This is a genomic window from Actinomadura geliboluensis (genome assembly GCF_043197915.1).
GTDB lineage: Bacteria > Actinomycetota > Actinomycetes > Streptosporangiales > Streptosporangiaceae > Spirillospora > Spirillospora geliboluensis.
This window is the reverse complement of sequence record NZ_JBICUA010000011.1, coordinates 352354-371351: the sequence shown is the minus strand read 5'-3', so window position 1 is coordinate 371351 and position 18998 is coordinate 352354. Positions and strand designations below refer to the sequence as shown.

Annotated in this window: 20 protein-coding genes; 14 read left to right on the top strand and 6 right to left on the bottom strand. The window is 74.1% G+C overall.

Annotation, left to right across the window (positions count from 1 at the left end; genetic code table 11):
* Positions 1-96: 96 nt before the first annotated feature.
* Genes ACGFI1_RS33135 through ACGFI1_RS33090 form a run of 10 tightly spaced genes read left to right on the top strand, consistent with a single transcriptional unit; the run spans position 97 to position 10524 of the window.
* A complete protein-coding gene (locus ACGFI1_RS33135; protein WP_386865277.1) occupies positions 97-1347 on the top strand; it encodes an ABC transporter substrate-binding protein in 1251 nt (416 codons plus the stop codon).
* Entirely contained in the window at positions 1344-2366 is a 1023-nt protein-coding gene (locus ACGFI1_RS33130; RefSeq protein WP_392791086.1) for a branched-chain amino acid ABC transporter permease, read from the top strand. Before ACGFI1_RS33135 ends, ACGFI1_RS33130 begins: the two co-directional genes overlap by 4 nt.
* Positions 2363-3439 carry a branched-chain amino acid ABC transporter permease gene (locus ACGFI1_RS33125; RefSeq protein WP_205719568.1) on the top strand — a complete coding sequence of 359 codons (1077 nt, stop codon included), beginning with the start codon at positions 2363-2365 and terminating at the stop codon, positions 3437-3439. The genes ACGFI1_RS33130 and ACGFI1_RS33125 overlap by 4 nt, the downstream gene beginning before the upstream one ends.
* A complete protein-coding gene (locus ACGFI1_RS33120; protein ID WP_205719570.1) occupies positions 3436-4170 on the top strand; it encodes an ABC transporter ATP-binding protein in 735 nt (244 codons plus the stop codon). The genes ACGFI1_RS33125 and ACGFI1_RS33120 overlap by 4 nt, the downstream gene beginning before the upstream one ends.
* Positions 4157-4858 carry an ABC transporter ATP-binding protein gene (locus ACGFI1_RS33115; protein WP_138640420.1) on the top strand — a complete coding sequence of 234 codons (702 nt, stop codon included), beginning with the start codon at positions 4157-4159 and terminating at the stop codon, positions 4856-4858. The genes ACGFI1_RS33120 and ACGFI1_RS33115 overlap by 14 nt, the downstream gene beginning before the upstream one ends.
* The gene (locus tag ACGFI1_RS33110; protein WP_392791083.1) at positions 4858-6204 is read left to right on the top strand and encodes an MmgE/PrpD family protein; all 1347 of its coding nucleotides are present in this window, start codon (positions 4858-4860) and stop codon (positions 6202-6204) included. The genes ACGFI1_RS33115 and ACGFI1_RS33110 overlap by 1 nt, the downstream gene beginning before the upstream one ends.
* Positions 6201-6857, top strand: coding sequence for a hypothetical protein (locus ACGFI1_RS33105; RefSeq protein WP_392791080.1), 657 nt, complete (start codon positions 6201-6203; stop codon positions 6855-6857). Before ACGFI1_RS33110 ends, ACGFI1_RS33105 begins: the two co-directional genes overlap by 4 nt.
* Positions 6854-8248: an FAD-dependent oxidoreductase gene (locus tag ACGFI1_RS33100; protein WP_392791078.1), complete on the top strand. Its 1395-nt coding sequence runs from the start codon at positions 6854-6856 to the stop codon at positions 8246-8248. The genes ACGFI1_RS33105 and ACGFI1_RS33100 overlap by 4 nt, the downstream gene beginning before the upstream one ends.
* 10 nt (positions 8249-8258) lie before the next feature.
* Positions 8259-9728, top strand: a complete 1470-nt coding sequence (locus ACGFI1_RS33095) for a dihydroorotase (RefSeq protein ID WP_392791075.1) — start codon at positions 8259-8261, stop codon at positions 9726-9728.
* A gap of 16 nt (positions 9729-9744) precedes the next feature.
* A complete protein-coding gene (locus tag ACGFI1_RS33090) occupies positions 9745-10524 on the top strand; it encodes an IclR family transcriptional regulator (RefSeq protein WP_138640425.1) in 780 nt (259 codons plus the stop codon).
* Here the strand turns inward: ACGFI1_RS33090 and ACGFI1_RS33085 are convergent.
* Positions 10521-11249: a metallophosphoesterase gene (locus tag ACGFI1_RS33085; protein ID WP_392791074.1), complete on the bottom strand. Its 729-nt coding sequence runs from the start codon at positions 11247-11249 to the stop codon at positions 10521-10523. The genes ACGFI1_RS33090 and ACGFI1_RS33085 overlap by 4 nt on opposite strands.
* Before the next feature lie 47 nt (positions 11250-11296).
* On the opposite strand from ACGFI1_RS33085, the gene pdxR reads away from it, so the two are divergent.
* Positions 11297-12682: a MocR-like pyridoxine biosynthesis transcription factor PdxR gene (gene pdxR / locus ACGFI1_RS33080; protein WP_392791072.1), complete on the top strand. Its 1386-nt coding sequence runs from the start codon at positions 11297-11299 to the stop codon at positions 12680-12682.
* Positions 12683-12739: 57 nt separating this feature from the next.
* Here the strand turns inward: pdxR and ACGFI1_RS33075 are convergent, their stop codons facing one another.
* A complete protein-coding gene (locus tag ACGFI1_RS33075) occupies positions 12740-13033 on the bottom strand; it encodes a hypothetical protein (protein ID WP_392735166.1) in 294 nt (97 codons plus the stop codon).
* A 274-nt stretch (positions 13034-13307) separates the two neighbouring features.
* Positions 13308-13898 carry a hypothetical protein gene (locus tag ACGFI1_RS33070; RefSeq protein WP_392791070.1) on the bottom strand — a complete coding sequence of 197 codons (591 nt, stop codon included), beginning with the start codon at positions 13896-13898 and terminating at the stop codon, positions 13308-13310.
* Between the two features lie 198 nt (positions 13899-14096).
* On the opposite strand from ACGFI1_RS33070, the gene ACGFI1_RS33065 reads away from it, so the two are divergent.
* The 3 genes from ACGFI1_RS33065 (at position 14097) to ACGFI1_RS33055 (ending at position 15596) form a co-directional block, all read left to right on the top strand.
* Positions 14097-14564 (top strand): nitroreductase family deazaflavin-dependent oxidoreductase, encoded by a 468-nt coding sequence (locus ACGFI1_RS33065; protein ID WP_392791068.1) that lies wholly within the window; start codon positions 14097-14099, stop codon positions 14562-14564.
* Positions 14565-14653: 89 nt separating this feature from the next.
* Complete coding sequence (locus ACGFI1_RS33060) at positions 14654-15025, top strand: VOC family protein (RefSeq protein ID WP_138638883.1); 372 nt, start codon at positions 14654-14656, stop codon at positions 15023-15025.
* A 7-nt stretch (positions 15026-15032) separates the two neighbouring features.
* Entirely contained in the window at positions 15033-15596 is a 564-nt protein-coding gene (locus tag ACGFI1_RS33055) for a DUF4303 domain-containing protein (protein WP_386865311.1), read from the top strand.
* Between the two features lie 3 nt (positions 15597-15599).
* Here the strand turns inward: ACGFI1_RS33055 and ACGFI1_RS33050 are convergent, their stop codons facing one another.
* From ACGFI1_RS33050 to ACGFI1_RS33040, 3 genes are read right to left on the bottom strand one after another with little or no spacing between them, the layout of a single operon-like run.
* Positions 15600-16556, bottom strand: a complete 957-nt coding sequence (locus ACGFI1_RS33050) for a polyprenyl synthetase family protein (RefSeq protein WP_392791065.1) — start codon at positions 16554-16556, stop codon at positions 15600-15602.
* Positions 16553-18166 carry a hypothetical protein gene (locus ACGFI1_RS33045; protein WP_392791063.1) on the bottom strand — a complete coding sequence of 538 codons (1614 nt, stop codon included), beginning with the start codon at positions 18164-18166 and terminating at the stop codon, positions 16553-16555. Before ACGFI1_RS33045 ends, ACGFI1_RS33050 begins: the two co-directional genes overlap by 4 nt.
* Positions 18167-18198: 32 nt before the next feature.
* Positions 18199-18837, bottom strand: coding sequence for a hypothetical protein (locus ACGFI1_RS33040; RefSeq protein ID WP_138638886.1), 639 nt, complete (start codon positions 18835-18837; stop codon positions 18199-18201).
* Positions 18838-18998: the final 161 nt, after the last annotated feature.

The window sequence follows — 18998 nt, the reverse complement described above, 5'->3', positions numbered from 1 at the left end:
TGACCGGATGGCGTGACGGGTGCCACGATGACGCATCAGCGACCTGGTGTTCCTCCTAGCGGAACGATCACCGGGCAGAGAGGGCGGGAGAGGTGAATGTGGGCTCGTAAGCTCGCCGCCGGACTCGGCGCCTGCGCGGTTCTGGCCGCCGCGGCCGGTTGCGGCGGCTCGGCGCCGTCCGGCGCGGCCGGAGTGGCCGCCGGGCGCGACCGGGGCCCGGTCAAGATCGGCGCGCTGCATCCGGTCAGCGGCGCCAACGCGGTCGACGGCCAGCAGATGCGCCGCGGCGCGCAGCTGGCGGTCGAGGCGATCAACGCCGCAGGCGGCATCAAGTCCCTCGGCGGCCGCAAGGTCGAACTCGCCACCGGCGACACCCAGGGCAAGGCGGAGGTCGGGCAGAGCGAGGCCCAGCGGCTGATCTCCGAGGGCGCGGTCGGCTTCGTCGGCACCTACCAGAGCGCCGTCAGCACGAACGCGGCCGTCGTCGCCGAGCGCAACCGGGTGCCGTTCGTGATGGACGTCACCGCCTCCGACGCGATCTTCGCCAGCGGCTACCGGTACTCCTTCCGGGTGCAGCCCGGCAGCGCGGCCATCGCCGGCGCCGCCGCCCGCTACCTCAAGGAGGTCTCCGACCAGGCGGGCAAGCCGGTCAGGAAGGTCGCCTTCCTGCACGAGCAGACCGACTTCGGCAGCGGCGCCGCCGAGGCGTTCACCGCGGCGGCGAAGAAGCTCGGCATCCAGGTCGGCCCGAACATCAGCTACGACGCGCTCACGGTCTCCGACCTCACCGCGCAGGTCACGCAGGTCAAGGCGTCCGGCGCGGACGTCCTCGCCGTCGCCGGCTACTACCGCGACAGCCTGCTCGCCGCCAAGGCGGTCGCCGCGGTGAAACCGGACCTGAACGCGGTCTGGGGCGTCTCCAACGGCGCCTACGACCAGCCGAAGTTCGTCTCCGACGCCGGAGCCGTCGCCGAGCGGATCTTCAGCACCAACTACCACTTCGACGCCAAGAACCCGCAGACCGCGAAGCTGCGGGAGGAGTACCAGCGCCGCTACGGCGCCCCCATGCGCACCGGCGCCGTCCTCGCCTACGACGCGGTCCAGGTGATCGCGCAGGCGGTGGAGCGCGCCGGCTCCACCGACGCGGAGAAGGTGCGCGACGCGATCGCGTCCTCCGCCGTCGAGCCCCTCACGGTCGGCACCGGCCCGATCTCCTTCGCTCCCAACGGCGACAACAAGACCGCGCTGCCCGTCCTCATGCAGGTCCAGGGCGGCCAGGTCAAGCAGGTCTATCCCGTGGAGAAGGCCGAATCCAAGCCCAACTACTCGGTGACGTGGCGGTCATGAGCAACATCGGAACCAAGGCGCAGTCCCCTCCCGCCCCCGCCGCCCGGCGCCGCCCGCTGCTGGGCGGCGACGGGACGGGGGCCGTCCTCAAGCGCGCCGCCGTCACCGGCGGCGTGGTGGCGGTCGCGATCGCGGTCGCCCTGATCAAGTCCGGCAGCGGCCTGGTCGTCTGGCAGTCGGTGGTGACCGGCCTGCTGATGGGCGGGCTCTACGGGCTCATCGCGATGGGCCTCACGCTGATCTTCGGCGTGCTGGACATCGTCAACTTCGCGCACGGCGCGCTGCTGGCCATCGCGATGTTCATCGCGTTCGGCGTCGTGCAGGGCACCGGCGTCCACCCGTACCTGACGCTGCTCGTGGCGGTGCCCGCGCTGTTCCTGCTCGGCGCCGCCGTGCACCGCGGCCTGCTCGGCGGGACGGGCGGCGCGTCGCTGGAGAACCAGCTCCTCATCACGCTCGGCCTGTCGCTGCTGCTGGAGAACGGCCTGCTGATGTTCTTCGGCGCCGAGCCGAAGACCGTGGCGCTGCCCGGCGACTTCCAGTTCTCGCTGTTCGGCACGGTCGTGTCGGGCGCCCGGCTGTACGCCTTCCTCGGCGCGATCCTGATCGGCGCGGTGCTGTTCTGGCTGCTGCGCCACACCCGGTTCGGCACGGCGATCCGCGCGGTCGCCGCCAACGGGCAGGGCGCCGAGCTGGTCGGCGTGAACGTCCGGCGCGTCCACACCCTGACGTTCGCGATCGGGACGGCGTGCGCCGGCGCCGCGGCGGTGCTCGCCGCGCCGCTGGTCACGGTCACGCCGACGCTCGGCGAGCAGTTCAACATCACCGCGTTCGTCGTCGTGGTGCTCGGCGGCATGGGCAACGTCGCCGGCGCGCTCGTCGGCGGGCTGCTGATCGGGCTGGTCGAGCAGCTCACCACGATCTACATGGACGGGCAGAGCTCGCTGCTCGGCGTGTTCGCCGTCTTCGTGATCGTGCTGTTCCTCCGCCCGCAGGGGCTCTTCGGGAGGCGGGCATGACGGGCACGGGCATGACGGACACGGGCATCACCCTCACCCGCCGCCCGGACGGGGACGGCGCCCGGCCGGCGAAGGCGCCGCCGCTGCGCCCGCACCACCGGCAGCTCGCCGTGCTCGGGGTGCTGCTGCTGGTCGCGATCCCGCTGCCGCTGGTGCTGCCGCCCGCGCAGGGCGCCGTCGCCGTCCGCATCCTGATCTTCGCGCTGATGGCCATCGGCTGGAACGTGATGAGCGGGTTCGGCGGGATGTTCAGCTTCGGGCACGCCGCGTTCTTCGGCCTCGGCGCCTACACCAGCGCCTACCTGCTCGTCGAGCACGGCGTGTCGCCGTGGATCGGGATGCTCGCCGGGATGGCGGTCGCCGCCGCGGTCGCCGTCGTCATCGGGTACTTCGCGTTCCGCTACAAGCTGCAGGGCGCCTACTTCGCGCTGGCGACGTTCGCGTTCGCCGAGATGCTGCGGCTGATCGTCACGACCAGCGAGTTCACCAACAAGGCGGTCGGGTTCACCGTCCCGCTGATCCAGGGCTCCTCGTTCTGGAAGATCCAGTTCGCCGCGGACTCGCCCGCCTACTTCTGGATCGCGCTCGGCCTCGCCGGGATCGCCGCCGCGGTCAGCATCGTGTTCCTGCACTCGCGGACGGGCCGCTACGTCACCGCGATCCGCGACGACGAGCTGGCGGCGGCGTCCCTCGGCACGCCCGTGCTGCGGTACAAGCTGGTCACGGTCGCGCTGTCGGCGGCGATCACCTCGGTGGCCGGCGCCTTCTACACGCAGTACTACCTGTTCGTGAACCCCGACCTGGCGTTCGGGTCGTCGGTGTCGGTCCAGGCGATCGCGACCGTGGTCATCGGCGGCATCGGCACCATCTGGGGCCCGATCGTCGGCGCGGTCATCCTCGGGGCGCTGTCGGACGTCACCGCGACGCTGCTGCGCACCCCGCCCGACTTCCTGAGCTTCCTGCAGGGCCGCAGCGGCCTCGACGTCGCGGTCTACGCGGTCCTGCTGATCCTCATCGTCCGGCTGCTGCCCAAGGGCATCGTCGGCACGATCGCCGCGAGGTGGCGCCGATGAGCATCCTGAACGTGACCGGAGTGGGCAAGGACTTCCGCGGCCTGCGCGCCCTGTCGGACGTGGAGTTCCAGGTCGAGCAGGGGGAGATCCTCGGCATCATCGGCCCGAACGGCGCCGGGAAGACGACGCTGTTCAACGTCATCTGCGGCGCGCTCGCCCCCGACACCGGGCAGGTCGTGTTCGGCGACCGGGACGTCACCGGCTCCTCGCCGGACCGCATCGCCCGCGCCGGCATGGTCCGCACCTTCCAGCTCATGCGCCCGTTCGGGAGCATGACCGTGCTGGAGAACGTGAGCCTGGCCGCCCAGCACCGGCGGGCGTCGCCGCACCGGCTGCGGAAGCGGTCGCTGGACGTGGTGGAGCGCGTCGGCCTCGGCCAGTGGGCGCACCGCAACGCCACCGAGCTGCCGACGGCCGGGCTGAAGCGGCTCGAACTCGCCCGCGCGCTCGCGATGCGGCCGAAGGTCCTGCTGCTGGACGAGGTCCTCGCCGGGCTCGTCCCGTCGGAGCGCGAGCCGGTCCTGGACCTGCTGTCCGCGCTGCGCGCGGAGGACGGCACGACGCTGCTGTTCATCGAGCACATCATGGCGGCCGTGATGCGGCTGTCGGACCGGGTCCTCGTCATGGACCAGGGCCGGGTGCTGGCGACCGGCTCGGCGGAGGAGGTCACCTCCGACCCCCGCGTGATCGAGGCCTACCTCGGAGAGGAGCCCGGCGATGCTGAGGCTTGACCGGCTCTGCGCCGGCTACGGGCGCATGCAGATCCTGCACGACATCGACCTGACGCTCGGCGAGGGCGAGATCGTCGCGCTCGTCGGCGCGAACGGCGCCGGGAAGACCACGACGCTGCGCGCGGTGTGCGGGCAGCTGCGGCCGACGTCCGGGACGATCACGTTCGCGGGCGAGCCCACCGCCGGGCGCCGCCCCGACCAGCTCGTCCGCGACGGGCTCGTGCACGTCCCCGAGGACCGCGCCCTGTTCGGCACCCTCACCGTCGAGGAGAACCTGCGGATGGGCGCCTGGACCCGCCCGCACGGCGAGGTCGACGCGGCCATGCGCGAGGTGTTCGAGCTGTTCCCCGTCCTCGCCGAGCGCCGCACGCAGGTCGCGCAGACCTTCAGCGGCGGGCAGCAGCAGATGCTCGCGATCGGCCGCGCGCTGATGGCCCGCCCCAAGCTGCTCATGCTGGACGAGCCGTCCACCGGCCTGTCGCCCAAACTGACGTGGGCGATGCTCGACGCGGTCAAGCGGATCCGCGACACCGGCGTCGCGGTGCTGCTGGTGGAGCAGAACGCCAAGCAGGCCCTCGGCATCGCCGACCGCGCCTACGTGCTGGAGAGCGGCTCGACCGTGCTGCACGGGACGGGCGAGGAGCTGGCCGGGTCGGCCGAGGTCAGGAAGGCGTACCTGGGGCTTTGATGGACGTGAACACGGGGGCCGCGACGGCCCGGCTGGGGGAGTGGGTCGCCGGACTGGACGTCGCGGACGTGCCGGTGCCGGTGCTCGACCGGCTCTCCCTGGTCCTGCTCGACGCGATCGGCGTGACCGCGCTCGGCGCCGGGCTGGCGGAGACGCGGGCGCTGCGGGCGGCGTGGGGCGCCCCCGGCGGGCCCGCGCCGCTGATCGGCGCGGGGCGGTGCGCCTCGGTGGACGCCGCCGCCTGGCTGAACGCCGTGGCGCTGGTCTGCCTGGAGCTGGACGAGGGCAACAAGTACGCCAAGGGGCACCCGGCGGCGCACGGCTTCCCGGCCGTGCTGGCGCTGGCGGCCGAGCGGGACGCCTCCGGCCCTGACACGGCGGCGGCGCTGCTCGCCGCCTACGAGACGGCGTCCCGGTTCGGGCGTGCGGCCCGGCTGCGGCCGGGCGCGCACCCGCACGGGAGCTGGGGCGTCGCGGGCGCCGCCGCCGGCTGCGCGCGGCTGCTCGGCCTCGGCCCGGACGCCGTCGCGGCGGCGATCGACACCGGGGCGGGCCTGCCGGTCGCCGGGCACTTCGCCTCGGCGACGGACGGGAACCCGGTGCGGGACGCCTGGATGGGCGCGTCCAACATGTCGGGGCTGGCCGCGGCGCGGATGGCGGCGGCCGGGATCGCCCGCAACACCGGCACCGCCGCGCTGTCGCTCGGCACCCTGCTCGGGGAGTTCGACGCGGCCGAGCTGACCGGCGGGCTCGGCGAGCGCTGGGACATCACGCGCGGCTACTTCAAGCGGCACGCGTCCTGCTCGTTCACCCACCCGGCCGCCGACGCGGTCCTCGGCCTGCGCGGCGGGCTCGACCCGTCCCGGATCGGCGGCGTGCTGGTCGAGACGCACGCGCTCGGCGCCGGGCTGGCGTCGCCGGAGTGGGACAACCGGCTGTCGGCGATGTTCTCCACGCCGTTCGCCGTCGCCGCCGCGCTGCTGCACGGCGAGGTCGCGCCCGGCGCCGACCTCGACGATCCGGAGCTGCGGGCGCTGGCGCGCCGGGTCCGGCTGGCCGAGGCGGGCGACCTGACCGCGCGGCTGCCGGACGAGCGCGCCGCCCGCGTCACCGTCGAGCTGGACGACGGGACCGTCCGGACCCGCGAGGTCCCGAACCCGGTCGGCGACGCCGACCACCGCCCCCTGGACGAGGGGGACGTCCTGGCCATGCTGCGCCGGTGGCTGCCGGGACGCGAGGAACTGATCGACCGGGCGGCGGCGCTCTCCCGCGAGCTGCCGGGCCTGGACCATGCCGGGGAGCGCCTGCGCGGCCTCGCCGGCGACGAGACGAAGGAGCCGAAGTGACGCGCGCCCTGGCCGTGACGCCGATCCATCTGCCGCCGGAGGAGATCCGGCGGCGGCAGGCCCGCTACGACCGGCTGGCCCCGCCGGGCCTGACCGTCGAGCTGCGCGACGTCGGCCCGGCCGCGCCCGGCGCGCTGGACGACGAGGCGGCGATCCGCGCCTCCGAGCGGGAGGTCGCCGCCGCGCTGGCGCGGGCCGGGGACGGCTGGGACCTCGCCTTCCCCGACTGCGTGCTCGACCCGGCCGTCCCGGACGGCCCGTCCGGCCCGGGTGCCGGCCCTGACCGGGGCATACGGCCGATCGGCCTGCTGAAGCTGAGTAGTATGCACCTTTCTGCGATGAATGTTCGGTTTGGTGCGGTGGTGCGGAACGAGGCGATCGGCGCGGAGCTGGGCCGCCGCCTCAAGGGCTACGGCCTGGACGAGTACGTCGCCGGGATCGCGGTCCTGGAGCTGCCCTTCGACGCCGTCGCCGACGCCGCCGCCTGGAACGCCGCCCTCGGCGAGGCCGTGGACGCGCTCGCCGCCGCCGGCGCCGCCGCGGTGCTCAACGGCTGCTCGGCCGTCGACGTCGACGAGGACCGGTTCGCGGCCCGCGTCGTCGACCCCACGGCCCTCGCCCTGACGCTCATGACCGCGGGGGGAGCCGCATGACCGACGGACCCGACCTCGTCATCGCGGGCGCCGGCGGCGGCCTCGCCGGCGCGCTGCGCGCCGCCGAACTCGGCCTCAGCGTGGTCGTCGTGGAGGCGAGCGAGCACTTCCGGCGCGGCAACAACACCTCGATGTCGACCGCGATGTTCCCCGGCGCCGGCTCCCGCTGGCAGGCGGCCGAGGGCGTCCACGACTCCCCGGACCGGTTCGTCGCCGACATCATGGCCAAGACCAAGGGCGGCGCCGACGCCCGGCTCGCCCGCACCCTGGCCGAGGTCAGCGGCCCGCTCGTGGAGTGGCTCGCCGACTCGGTGGAGCTGCCGCTGGCCCTGGTCACCGACTTCAACTACCCCGGGCACTCGGTGACGCGCTGCCACTCCGTCCCGGGGCGGCACGGGTCCAGCGTGATCGACCACCTCGCCCGCCGCGTCCGCGAGCACCCGGACATCGACCTGCTCGTCCCGGCCAAGCTCGCCGGCGTGGCGACCGGCCCGGACGGGGCGGTCCGCGCCGCCGTCGTCCAGTACCCGGACGGCACGACCGAGGAGATCCCCACCGGCGCGGTGCTGCTCGCCACCAACGGCTTCGGCGCCGACCGCGGCCTCGTCGAACGGCACCTCCCCGAGATCGCCGGCGCGCTCTACCAGGGCAGCGACCAGTCGCTCGGCGACGCGCTGCGCATCGGCGGCGGCCTCGGCGCCGCCACCGGCTTCCTGGACGCCTACCAGGGGCACGGCGCCATCGCCGCCGGCGCCGGCACCCTCGTCGGCTGGGCCACGATCATCCACGGCGCGGTCATGGTGGACCTCGGCGGCCGCCGCTTCGGCGACGAGACCCGCGGCTACTCCGAGTACGCCGCCGAGCTCGCCGCCCGGCCCGGCGCCACCGGCTGGATCGTGCTGGACGAGACGGTCCACGAGCAGTGCCAGGGGTTCAAGGACTACCGCGACACCGTCGAATCGGGCGTCCTCGTCCGGGCCGCCGACGCCGAGGCCCTCGCCAAGGCGACCGGCCTGCCGCCGGACGCCCTCGCCGAGGAGCTGGCCGCCAGCGCCGCCGCGGCCCGCGGCGAGCGCCCCGACGAGCACGGCCGCACCCACTGGGAGCGGCCCCTCGCCGCGCCCTACGCCGCCGTCCGCGTCGTCCCCGCCCTGTTCCACACCCAGGGCGGCCTGATCGTCAACGAGGACGCCGCCGTCGTCGACCCCGACGACCGGCCGATCCCCGGCCTGTACGCGGCGGGCGGCGCCGCCGCCGGGATCTCCGGCCACGGCGCCGACGGCTACCTGCCCGGCAACGGCCTGCTGCCCGCCTTCGGGCTCGCCTACCTGGCGGCCGGCGCCGTCGCCCGCGACCGGACCGCCCGCCGCACGACCACCCGCGAGAATTGAGGAGTACACGATGGCCACGACCGAACTGCTGCTGAAGAACGTGCGGGTGGTCCGCCCCGACGCCGCCGACGGCACCGAGCCGGAGCGCGCGGACATCGCCGTCAACGACGGCACGATCGTCCAGGTCGCCCCGGGGCTGCCCGACGACGACGCGGCCACCGTCGTCGACGGGGGCGGGCGCCTGGCGTTCCCCGGCGTCGTGGACGCCCACCAGCACTGGGGCATCTACAACGAGCTGGGCACCGACACCCGCACCGAGAGCCGCGCCAGCGCCCAGGGCGGCGTCACCACGGCGCTCACCTACATGCGCACCGGCCAGTACTACCTGAACAAGGGCGGGCCGTACCGGGAGTTCTTCCCCGAGGTGCTGAGCACCGCGCAGGGCAACGCCTACGTCGACTACGCCTTCCACCTGGCGCCGATGATGGCCGAGCACATCGACGAGATCCCCTACCTCGTCGAGGAGCACGGCGTCACCTCGTTCAAGATCTTCATGTTCTACGGGAGCCACGGGCTGCACGGCCGCTCGTCCAGCCAGAGCGACTTCCTGATGACCCCGCCGGACGAGCGCTACGACATCGCGCACTTCGAGTTCGTCATGCGCGGCGTCCAGCGGGCCCGCGAGCAGCTCGCCGACTACGCCCCGCACATCTCGCTGTCGCTGCACTGCGAGACCGCCGAGATCATGACGGCCTACACCAAGATGGTCGAGCAGGAGGGGAAGCTGACCGGCCTGCGCGCCTACAGCGCGTCCCGCCCGCCGCACTCGGAGGGCCTCGCCGTCACCATCGCGTCCTACCTCGCGCACGAGACGGGCCTGCCCAACATCAACCTGCTGCACCTGTCGTCGGACAAGGCGCTGTCGGCCGCCCTCACCATGGCGGGCGCGTTCCCGCACATCGACTTCCGCCGCGAGGTCACCATCGGGCACCTGCTCGCCGACGTCGACACCGCGCACGGCCTCGGCGGCAAGGTCAACCCGCCGCTGCGCGACCGCGCCGACGTCGAGGCGCTGTGGCGGCACGTCCTCGCCGGCGAGGTCGACTGGGTCGTCAGCGACCACGCCTGCTGCCGCGACGAGATGAAGTTCGGCGCCGACCGCGACGACATCTTCCTCGCCAAGTCCGGGTTCGGCGGCGCCGAGTACCTGCTGCCCGGCCTGGTCGCCGAGGGCCTCAAGCGCGGCCTCCCGCTCCAGCAGGTCGCCCGGCTCACGTCCTGGAACCCGGCCCGCCGCTACGGGCTGGTCAACAAGGGCACCATCGCCGAGGGCTACGACGCCGACATCGCCCTGGTCGACCCCGACGCGAACTGGACGGTCCGCGCCGCCGACTCCGAGTCGACGCAGGAGTACACGCCGTTCGAGGGCTTCGCGATGACCGCGCGGGTCACCGACACCTTCGTGCGCGGCAACCACGTGTACAAGGACGGCGCGGTGACCGGCGACCCCGTCGGACGCTACCTGCGCCGCGGCCGCTGAAGCCTAGGATCTTGGCGTGACCAACCAGACCGCCACCGCGCCGCCGCCGGGGGGAACCGAGGTCGCCGGGCGGGTCGCCGACGTGCTGCTGCTGTTCGCCGGCGGCCCCGAGTACCTCGGCGTCACCGCCATCAGCCGCGAGCTGGGCATCTCCAAGGCCGTCGTGTACCGCATCCTGCAGTCGCTGGTGTCCCGCGAGATGCTGGAGGCGGGCACGGCGGGCTACCGCCTCGGCCCCGCCGCCGTCGCGCTCGGCGTGAGCGCGCTGCGCCGGTTCAACGTCCGCAACGCCGCCGCGCCCGTGCTGCGGCGGCTGCGGGACGCGACCGGCGAGACCACCACGCTGTCCGGTCTCGTCGGGGACGAGCGGGTCTACCTCGACCAGTTCGAGAGCCCGCACGAGGTCAAGATGACGGTCGAGGTCGGCCGCCGGTTCCCGCTGCACGCCGGCTCCTCGGGCCGGGTGATCCTCGCGTTCCTGCCCGCGGAGCGCCGGGAGCTGATCCTCGGCCGGCCGCTGGCGGCGATGACCCACCGGACCGTCACCGACGAGGACCGGCTGCGCGCCGAGCTCGCCGAGACGGTCCGGGAGGGCGTCGCCGTCTCCCTCGGCGAGCGGCAGGCCGACGCCGGCTCGGTCGCCGCGCCGCTGTTCGGCCCGGACGGGGAGGTGCACGGCTCCATCAGCGTGTGCGGGCCCCGGCACCGCTTCACCCCGGAGGCCATCGACCGCTACCGGACCCTCGTCGTCGACGCCGCCGAGGAGATCACCCGCACCTGGACGACGCACCGCTAGACGGTGCGGTAGTGCGTGGTCAGGCGCCCCTCGTCGTCCAGGAGGTGGATCGCCAGGCCCGGGGGAGCGGCGAGGTCCACGACCTCGCCGCCGCGCGGCGGGACGACGAGCGTCGACACCGCCCCGGGCGCGACGAGCAGGGGCCGCCCCGCGAAGGTCGTGGCCGCCGCCGTGTGGGCGTGCCCGCACAGCACGGCCGCGACCCGCGGGTGGCGCTCGACGACCCGGGCCAGGCGCTCCGCGCCGAACTGGCGGATCTCGTCCACGTACGGGGCGCCGAGCGGGACGGGCGGGTGGTGGAAGCAGACGAACGCCGGCGCGTCGCCGCTCCCGGCGAGGTTCTCATCGAGCCAGGCGAGCGTCTCGTCGTCCAGGAAGCCGTGGGCCTCACCGGGCACGGTCGAGTCGCACATCAGGAACACGGCGCCCGCGACCTCGTGCACGCGGTTGACGGGGCCGTCGCCGGGCGGCTCGTCCAGCAGGACCTTCCGGAAGGGGCCGCGCGCGTCGTGGTTGCCGGGGCAGGCCAGCACCGGGTGCCGGGACGCCAGCACCTTGCGGGCCTGCTCGTACTCGGCGGGCTCCCCGTGGTCGGCGATGTCGCCGGTGACGAGGACGGCGTCCAGCGGGAGGCCGTCCAGGTGCTCCATGACCCGCGCCGCGCGCGCGGTCGCGCGGTCGCCGAGATCGAGATGGACGTCGCTGAGCTGGGCGAAAAGGATCATGCCCGCGAATCTAGGCGCCGACCGGACCAGGATTAAGATCCGGTCCCATGCCGGAAGACTGGTCCAGTTCGGTCGATCTCCATCTCGCCGTCGACGCGGCGGGCGGCCGCCGCGCGGGCCTGGAGCGGGCCCTGCGCGCCGCGATCGCGGCGGGCCGCCTCGCTCCGGGCGGCGCGCTGCCCTCCACCCGCGCCCTCGCCGCCGAGCTCGGCTATTCGCGCGGCACCGTGACCGCCGCCTACGACCAGCTGACCGCCGAGGGCCACCTCGTCACCGTCCCCGGCTCGGGGACCCGGGTCGCCGCCACCGCCGCCGCGCCCGCGTCCGCGCCCGCCCTCCCGGACGCGCCCGGCGAACCCGCGCACGACCTGCGGCCGGGCCGCCCCGACCTGAGCGCGTTCCCGACCGCCGCGTGGCTGCGCTCGACCCGCCGCGTCCTGGCGTCCGCGCCGCCCGGCGCGCACGCGCTCGGCGACCCGCGCGGCCGCCCCGAACTGCGCGCGGCCCTCGCCGGCTACCTCGGCCGGGCGCGGGGCGTCCGGGCCGACCCCGCCCGGATCGTGATCACCTCCGGGTACGCGCAGGCCCTCGGCCTCGTCGCCGCCGTCCTGCGCGACGCGGGCACCTCGGCGATCGCGATGGAGGAACCGGGCCACTTCTTCCACCGGGCCATCGTCGGCCGCGCCGGGCTCGGCGTCGTCCCGCTCCCCGTGGACGGCGAGGGCGCCCGCCCCGAGGGCCTCGACCGGGCCGGCGCGGCCGTCCTCACCCCGGCGCACCAGTACCCGTCCGGCGCGACCCTCCGCCCGGACCGCCGCCGCGCCTTCGCCGCCTGGGCCCGCGACACCGGCGCGCTCATCGTCGAGGACGACTACGACGGCGAGTTCCGCTACGACCGGCAGCCCGTCGGCGCCCTCCAGGGCATGGCCCCGGACCATGTCGCCTACGGCGGCACCGCGTCCAAGACCCTCGCCCCGGCACTGCGCCTCGCCTGGCTCGTGCTGCCCGCGCACCTCGTCGAGCCCTTCGCCGAGGCGAAGCTCCTCGCCGACGCGCACACGCAGTCGCTCGCCCAGCTCGTCCTCGCCGACCTCATCGGCGGCCACGCCTACGACCGGCACGTCCGCGCGTCCCGGCTCCGCTACCGGCGCCGCCGCGACCTGCTGGTGGAGACGCTGCGCGCCCGCGCGCCGCACGTCCGCGTCCAGGGCGTCGCCGCCGGCCTGCACGCCCTGGTCCTGCTCCCGCCGGGCGGCCCGGACGAAGACGAGATCATGGACCGCGCCGCGTCCCGCGACCTCGCCCTCATGCCCCTCCGCGCCCACTGGCACGACCCGGCCGACCGCCCGCAGGGTTTCATCATCGGCTACAGCACGCCCCTCGCCTCCGCCTACAAGCCCGCCCTGGACGCCCTGTGCGCCGTCCTCGCCTAGAAAGCGGGAATCCGCCGCCCCGCCGTGTCGCCGGGGCGGCGGATTCCGCGGTGCGCCTTACCGGCCGGGGTGCTGCCCGTGGTGGTGCCCGTGATGGCCGTGATGGCCGTGGTGCCCGTGGTGGTGCCCGTGGTGGTGCCCGTGGTGGTGGCCGTGGTGGCGGCGAACGCACCGGTGAAGGTAGGCGTTCCAGTAGGTGCCGCGCGGGCACCAGTGGGAAGCCGTCGCCTCGGCCGCGGCGGGCTGCGCCGCGCTCGCCGTGGCGGCGGGCGCGAACGCGGCCAGGCCCGAGGCCATCACCAGGCCGGCGGCGGTCAACGCCGCGGAGCGCAGCGGAGTCCGGATCTTCATACATCCTCCTGTGAGGTCGGGGCGGCAGGCCCGTGTTGCGTAGCCGCCCGTACCCGTACTGTAATCACTCGACTACATGTCGTAGGTACAGAGGCGACCCAGGATGCGTTTTCGTGAGACTCCGCGGACTCATGGACCGTCCGGCGGCCGGGGTTCGCCTCGGTGACCGCCCGCGCGCGCCCTCGGCGGTGGCGACGTCAGCGGCGACGCCGTGCAGGCGGGCGTCCGGTGAGATCGATGCGCATGGCACCGAGCGTTCCCACCGCCGCGACGATCACCCCTGCGGGGGCCGGGGCGTCGGCGGGGGCAGGGGCACCGGTGGGGGCAGGGCCCAGGCCGGCGGCCGCACGCCCTCGATGGCCAGCGCCGGATTGCACAGCCGGAGGCGGTACACCAGGTCGCCGAAGTCCTTGCCCCCGCGCCCGGTGACGTGCTTCAAGGACCATGGGGAGTGCCGCGGTTCAGGTGTGAACCTCATGCTCCGCCAGATCCGGAACTCCCCGCCGGTCCAGTGGACGACCGCGGACCCGAACCCGAGGCGCGCCCGTCTGGAGACGCTGACCGAGGTGATGCTGCGGGCCTCGACGTCGACATGCTGCCCGAACCCGGTGACGAGCAGGTGGCCGCCGTCCGTCAGCACGACGCGGCGCGCCGGCCCGGACCAGATGAAGGCACCGGCGAGGGCACTGGCGAAGGTCAGCCAGAAAGTCGGCAGGCCCGCGTCCATGGCCGGCGTGACGAGCGCGCACAGCGCCCCCACCACCAGGACCAGCACGAGGAGGGAGATCCCTTCGGGCGGGGAGCACTGGTAGTTCAGCGAGTACCCGGACTGCTCATCGGACCGCCGCGAGCCGCCTCTGGCCATGGATCGCCCGCCTTCACGCGAGATCGACGCTCATATCAGGAGAGTGACCCACCCCGAGATCACGGGCAAGCCCCGCACCTCCAGGAGTGGTCAGGAATCGAGAAGCGCCGGCCGTCGGGCCGCGCCTAGCGTGAACCGGCATAGAGATCACCACTTACTCGACCTCTCTCCGGGCAGGGAGGGGCTGGAGGTAGTCCGATGGCAGAGAGCAGTCAGGCGGCCGGCGGGCGCCGGCCCGGGACGCCGGGGGCGCTGTCGCGGTGGATGCAGCACCGCGCGAACGCGCGCATGGCCCGCAAGGTCCGCAAGGGGCGCGGCACGTTCATGGGCATGGACGTACTGATCCTGAACACGATCGGCTGCCGGAGCGGGCAGCCGCGCGAGACGCCCGTGGCGTGGTTCCCGGACGAGGGCGACGCCCGGCTGATCGTCGCGTCCGGCGGCGGCGGCCGGAACCCGGACTGGTTCGACAACCTGATGGCGAACCCCGACCGGGCGACGATCGAGCTGCCCGGCCGGGAGCCCGTCCCGGTGATGCCGCAGCGCCTCGACGGCGCCGACCGGGAGCGCGCATGGCGGCGCATCGCCGAGGCGCAGCCGCGCATCGCCAAGTACCAGAGCAAGTCCGAGCGCGAGTACCCGGTCATCCGCCTGACCGGGCGGTGACCGCCGGACGGGAGCCGCCGTCGGGCCGAGCGTGCGGTGTTGATCATTCTCCTGTTTCATGGACGAATCCGTGATGAAGGGGAGTGGGCATGGCCTGTCGAATCAGCGAGCTGGTGCTCGACTGCCGGGACCCCGAGGCGCTCGCCGCGTTCTGGTGCGAGGTCCTCGGGTACGTGGTGCTCCACCGGGAGGACGGCGACGTCGAGATCGGTCCGCGGGAGGGGTTCGGCGGCCTCCAGCCGACGCTCGTCCTCAGCCGCAGCGAGGCACCGACCCCCGGGAAGCTGCGGCTGCACATCGACGTGAACGCGACGGACCGGGACCAGGACGCCGAGCTGGAGCGGCTCCTGGCCGCGGGGGCACGGCACGCGGACGTCGGGCAGACCGGGGAGGAGAGCTGGGTCGTCCTCCAGGACCCGGAGGGCAACGAGTTCTGCCTCCTGCGCGCCCGGCTCGGATGATCTCAGGATGTCCTTCGACGAGCTGGCGGACCGGCTGGTGACGGCGGGGCGCGCCGCGTTCCTGGAGGCGCGGGAGCGGAACCGCGGGGAGACTTTCTACGGCTTCGCGCTGTACTCCGATGTGTTCGCGGCCTACATCCTGCCGACGTGCGGCACCGAGGAGGGGCTGCTGCGGGTCGCGGAGCGCTATGTCGCGGAGTTCGGCGGGACGGTGGAGGAGCAGGCCGCCGGGCTGCGGTGGAGCCCGGCCGACTCGCCGTACCACATGCTGGGCGAGGAGCACTTCGAGGGCGTCCTGGAACTGCTGAACGAGCGCGGCGACCCCTGGCAGCGCCTTGACGACCAGGACCGGGACGCCTTCGACGCGGAGGTCGACGGGCGGTTCGAGGCGTGCTTCCGCGCGCTCGGCCGGCTGGACGAGGAGGGGCTGTTCGGGCGGGGTGCCGAGCGCGAGCGGGTGGTCGTGAACATCCTCCAGGGCGACCAGACCGACGAGGACGTCCTGGGGAACGCGCGGCGGCTCAACCCGGCCGCGGCCTTCGCGCGGCTGGAGCGGGACCTGGGCGCCTGACCGTCACAGCCGGGCCTCGACCTTCGCCAGGATGGCGAGGATCGCCGTCCGGGCGTCCTCGCCGACGCCGTCCAGGGCGGCGCGCGCACAGTCGAGGTGCTCGTGCGCGAGCGCCATCGCCTGGTCGAGGCCGCCGGACGACTGGACGAGCGCGCGCACGGCCGGCAGGTCGCCGGCGGTGAAGTCCGGCGACAGCAGGAGCGCTGCCAGGGCGCCGGAGCCGTCGGCGGCGAGCGCGGCCAGCGTGGGCGCGCCGAAGAGGCCCAGCATGTGGTCGGTGCCGACGGACTTGTCGAGCTCGCCGGGGGTGAGGTCGAGGCAGTCGTCCAGCATCTGGAAGGCGATCCCGAACTCGCGGCCGAACAGCGCGAGCGCCGCGACCTCGGATTCGGCGCGGGCGGCCTCGGCGGCGCCCAGCAGGCAGGTCATCTGGAACAGGACACCGGTCTTGCGCTCGGTGAGCTCCAGGTAGTCCTGGAGCGGATAGGCGGTGTCGAAGGTCCGCTCGATGTCCAGCAGCTGGCCGTGGGCGAGCTCGCGCAGCGTGCGGCTGACCAGCATGTCTACCCCGGCGCCGAGCTCGGCCGACTCGGTCCCGGCCAGTGCGAAGGCGGCCAGCCCCGCGAGGGACGCCCGTTCGGGGCCGACGAGCGTGTGCGCGGTCGGCTGCCCGCGCCGCAGCGCCGCCCGGTCGACCACGTCGTCGTGGATCAGCGACGCCAGATGGACGAGCTCCACCAGCGCGCCCAGCCTGACCATCCGGACCGGGTCCACGGGCGCGTCGCCCACGCAGGCCGCGAGCAGGCCCGAGCGCAGGCTCTTGCCCGGGTTGGCCGCCAGCGCCGCCACCGGGCCGCGCAGCGACGGGCCGAGCCCCGCGGCCAGCTCGTCGACGCGCGCCAGGACCCGGGTGGGGTAGTCCGCCTCCGTGCCGGGGGCCGGGCTCTGGACGGCGGTCACGAGGTCGGCTCCGGCGGCATCTGCTTGAAGGGCGCGTTCAACTCGATGCCGTCGGTCGCCTCGACGGCCTCGTAGACCTGGCTGTAGACGGCGGGATTGCTCATGTACGCCACGACCTCGCGCCTGGTCATCCCGAGCGTGGGTTCGAGCGACTGCCGGTACAGCTGGACGGCGAGCTGCACCTCGGGCGGTTTCAGGACACCGCTCTGCGCGAGGCCGCCGATGACGACCTCGGCGTCGTCGAGGTGCTCCTGGGTGACGACCTCCGCGGAATCCGGGTCGTTGAGCACGCCCTCCATGAAGTCGTGATATTTGTCGTAATACTGTTTCGCGTACACCACTTCGGACGATTGCGCCTGCCGGTCCTTCAACCGGTTTATGAGCGCCTCGGAGTTCACGTAGGTGAGTTCGACCAGCAGCCTTCCGGTCATGGTCTGCATGAAGAAGTCGTCGCGCACCTTGTCGGCGATCGGATTGTCCTCGACCAGCGGCAGCCGGTAGTAATCGCTCAGCACCGGCAGTATCTTGCATTCCACCTGGGATTCGGGCATCACGTGCGTGTCGCCGTTGCCGCCCGCGAACACGATCGACCCGGAGTCGCCGGCCGCGATGAGGAACTCGGTGTAGATCATGTCCTGGTAGGGGATGTCCCCGATCGGCGTGCTGACGACCGCCTGCACGCCGATCGCGACGATCTCGCTGGAGCTGTAGCCGGTCGTCCGCCCGACCTTCTCGATCTTCATCCCCGGCTGGGGGTCGGCGAGCCCCAGCACCGGCCCCGCGCAGGGCAGGCCGGCCTCCGACACCGCCGCCCGCTGGCCGAGCGGAAGGCGCACGTTGAGGGCCTCCAGCGTGGCGTCCATCCGGGTCAGCAGGTTGCCGCCGAAGGAGTCGCCGGCGGCGGCCATGCCGACGACCGGATGGGTGGCGGAGATGGGCGCCATGAGGTCCTTCGCGACCTCCAGGGTGTAGGCGCTCTGGTCGGTCAGCTGCGCGATCGCGCCGTCGACCCGCGTGCCCGCCGGGCTGATGGGCGCCCAGCGCTTCAGCTTCGCGATGGCGTCCGCCGACGTGCCGCCGTCGTAGGTGCCGGGCTGGACGATCGGCTCGCCGACCTTGCCGCGCCCCATGCGCGCGATCACGTGGTTGCAGGTCAGCAGGCAGACGGTGTCGTCGGTGTTGTCGATGACGAACAGGCCGAGCGTGCCGGCCGTCGTCCCGTCGACGGGGTTGGAGATGCTGGCGCCCTGCCGCGGCGGCCGCATCCGGCCCGTGATCGGGTCCGACACCCCCGCCGGCGCGAGCGGCGCCCGCGCCGGCGCGAGGGCCGTCTGCGCCCCGGCGGAGAACGGCCCGGCCTGCTCCACGTCGACCTCGTAGGTCGTGCCGTCGACCTCGACGGTGCGCGGCAGCAGGCGGCGGCGCGACACCAGGGCCTCGCGGCGCTTCTTGCCGACCAGCACGACGACCGCGGGCCGGCCGGTCCACTCGCCGGCGCGGCGGCGGAAGCCGATGCCGACCCCGGTGACGTTCGGGTCGTCGCCGTGGGCGTCGTAGATCTGCTGCCTGGCGCGTTCCAGCCTGCCGTGGTCGTCGGCGCAGAGTTCCATGGTCCTCCGTCGTCGGTTCCTGGTCGCGCCGGTCAGTTCCGGTGCGCGATGGGCTGCGGCTGCCGGCCGAGCCGGTGCTCCCGGCCGAGCCCCCCGAGCCAGATCTCCGCCATGGCGTCGTCGGCCGGGTCGAAGTGGGGCGACAGTGTCGCGACGCCGAGCGCCACGAACGCCCGGAGGTCCTTCTGGGCCGCGTCGCCGGCCTGCGCCGCGTGCCGTCCGATGCCCGCCAGCAGGCGCCCCTGCGGCGCGCCGAACAGGCCCTGCGCGATCAGCGCGTCCGCGCCGGCCCGCGCTCGTGCGAGGCGCGCGGGGTCGAGCCGCCGCTCGGCGGCCAGCAGGCGGGCCGCGGTGACGCGGGCCGTCCCGCGGGCGGACTCGCCGAAGCCGCGGAACTCGATCGGGTAGACGGCGCCGGCCCGCGCGGCCTGCAGCAGCATCTCCCGCTGCCGGTCGAGCGGTGCCGCGGGCGGCGCGGGCGCGGCGCCGGCGCCCGGCGTGCTCGCGGCGGCCGCGTGCCCGGACGGGACGGACCCGGACCCGGCCAGGGTCGACCCGGCGGCGACCGCGACCGAGCCGGCGATCGCCGTCCGGCCGAGGAACCGGCGGCGGGTGACGGGGGCGGGCGGCCTGTCGCGATCAGGCGGTGCGGTGTGTGCGGCGGAGTCCATCTGACCACCGTTCCGTAGCCGGGCGGGCGCCCGAGTCGATCATCAGGCGCACGCTAACCCGGAGATCGCTAAACATGGGAATGTTGGCCGAATTCGGCCGTATGTGCCCCGAATGGGGGCCGGCTTGGCGAAATTCGCCAAGGAAAGTCCGGGGGGTCGGC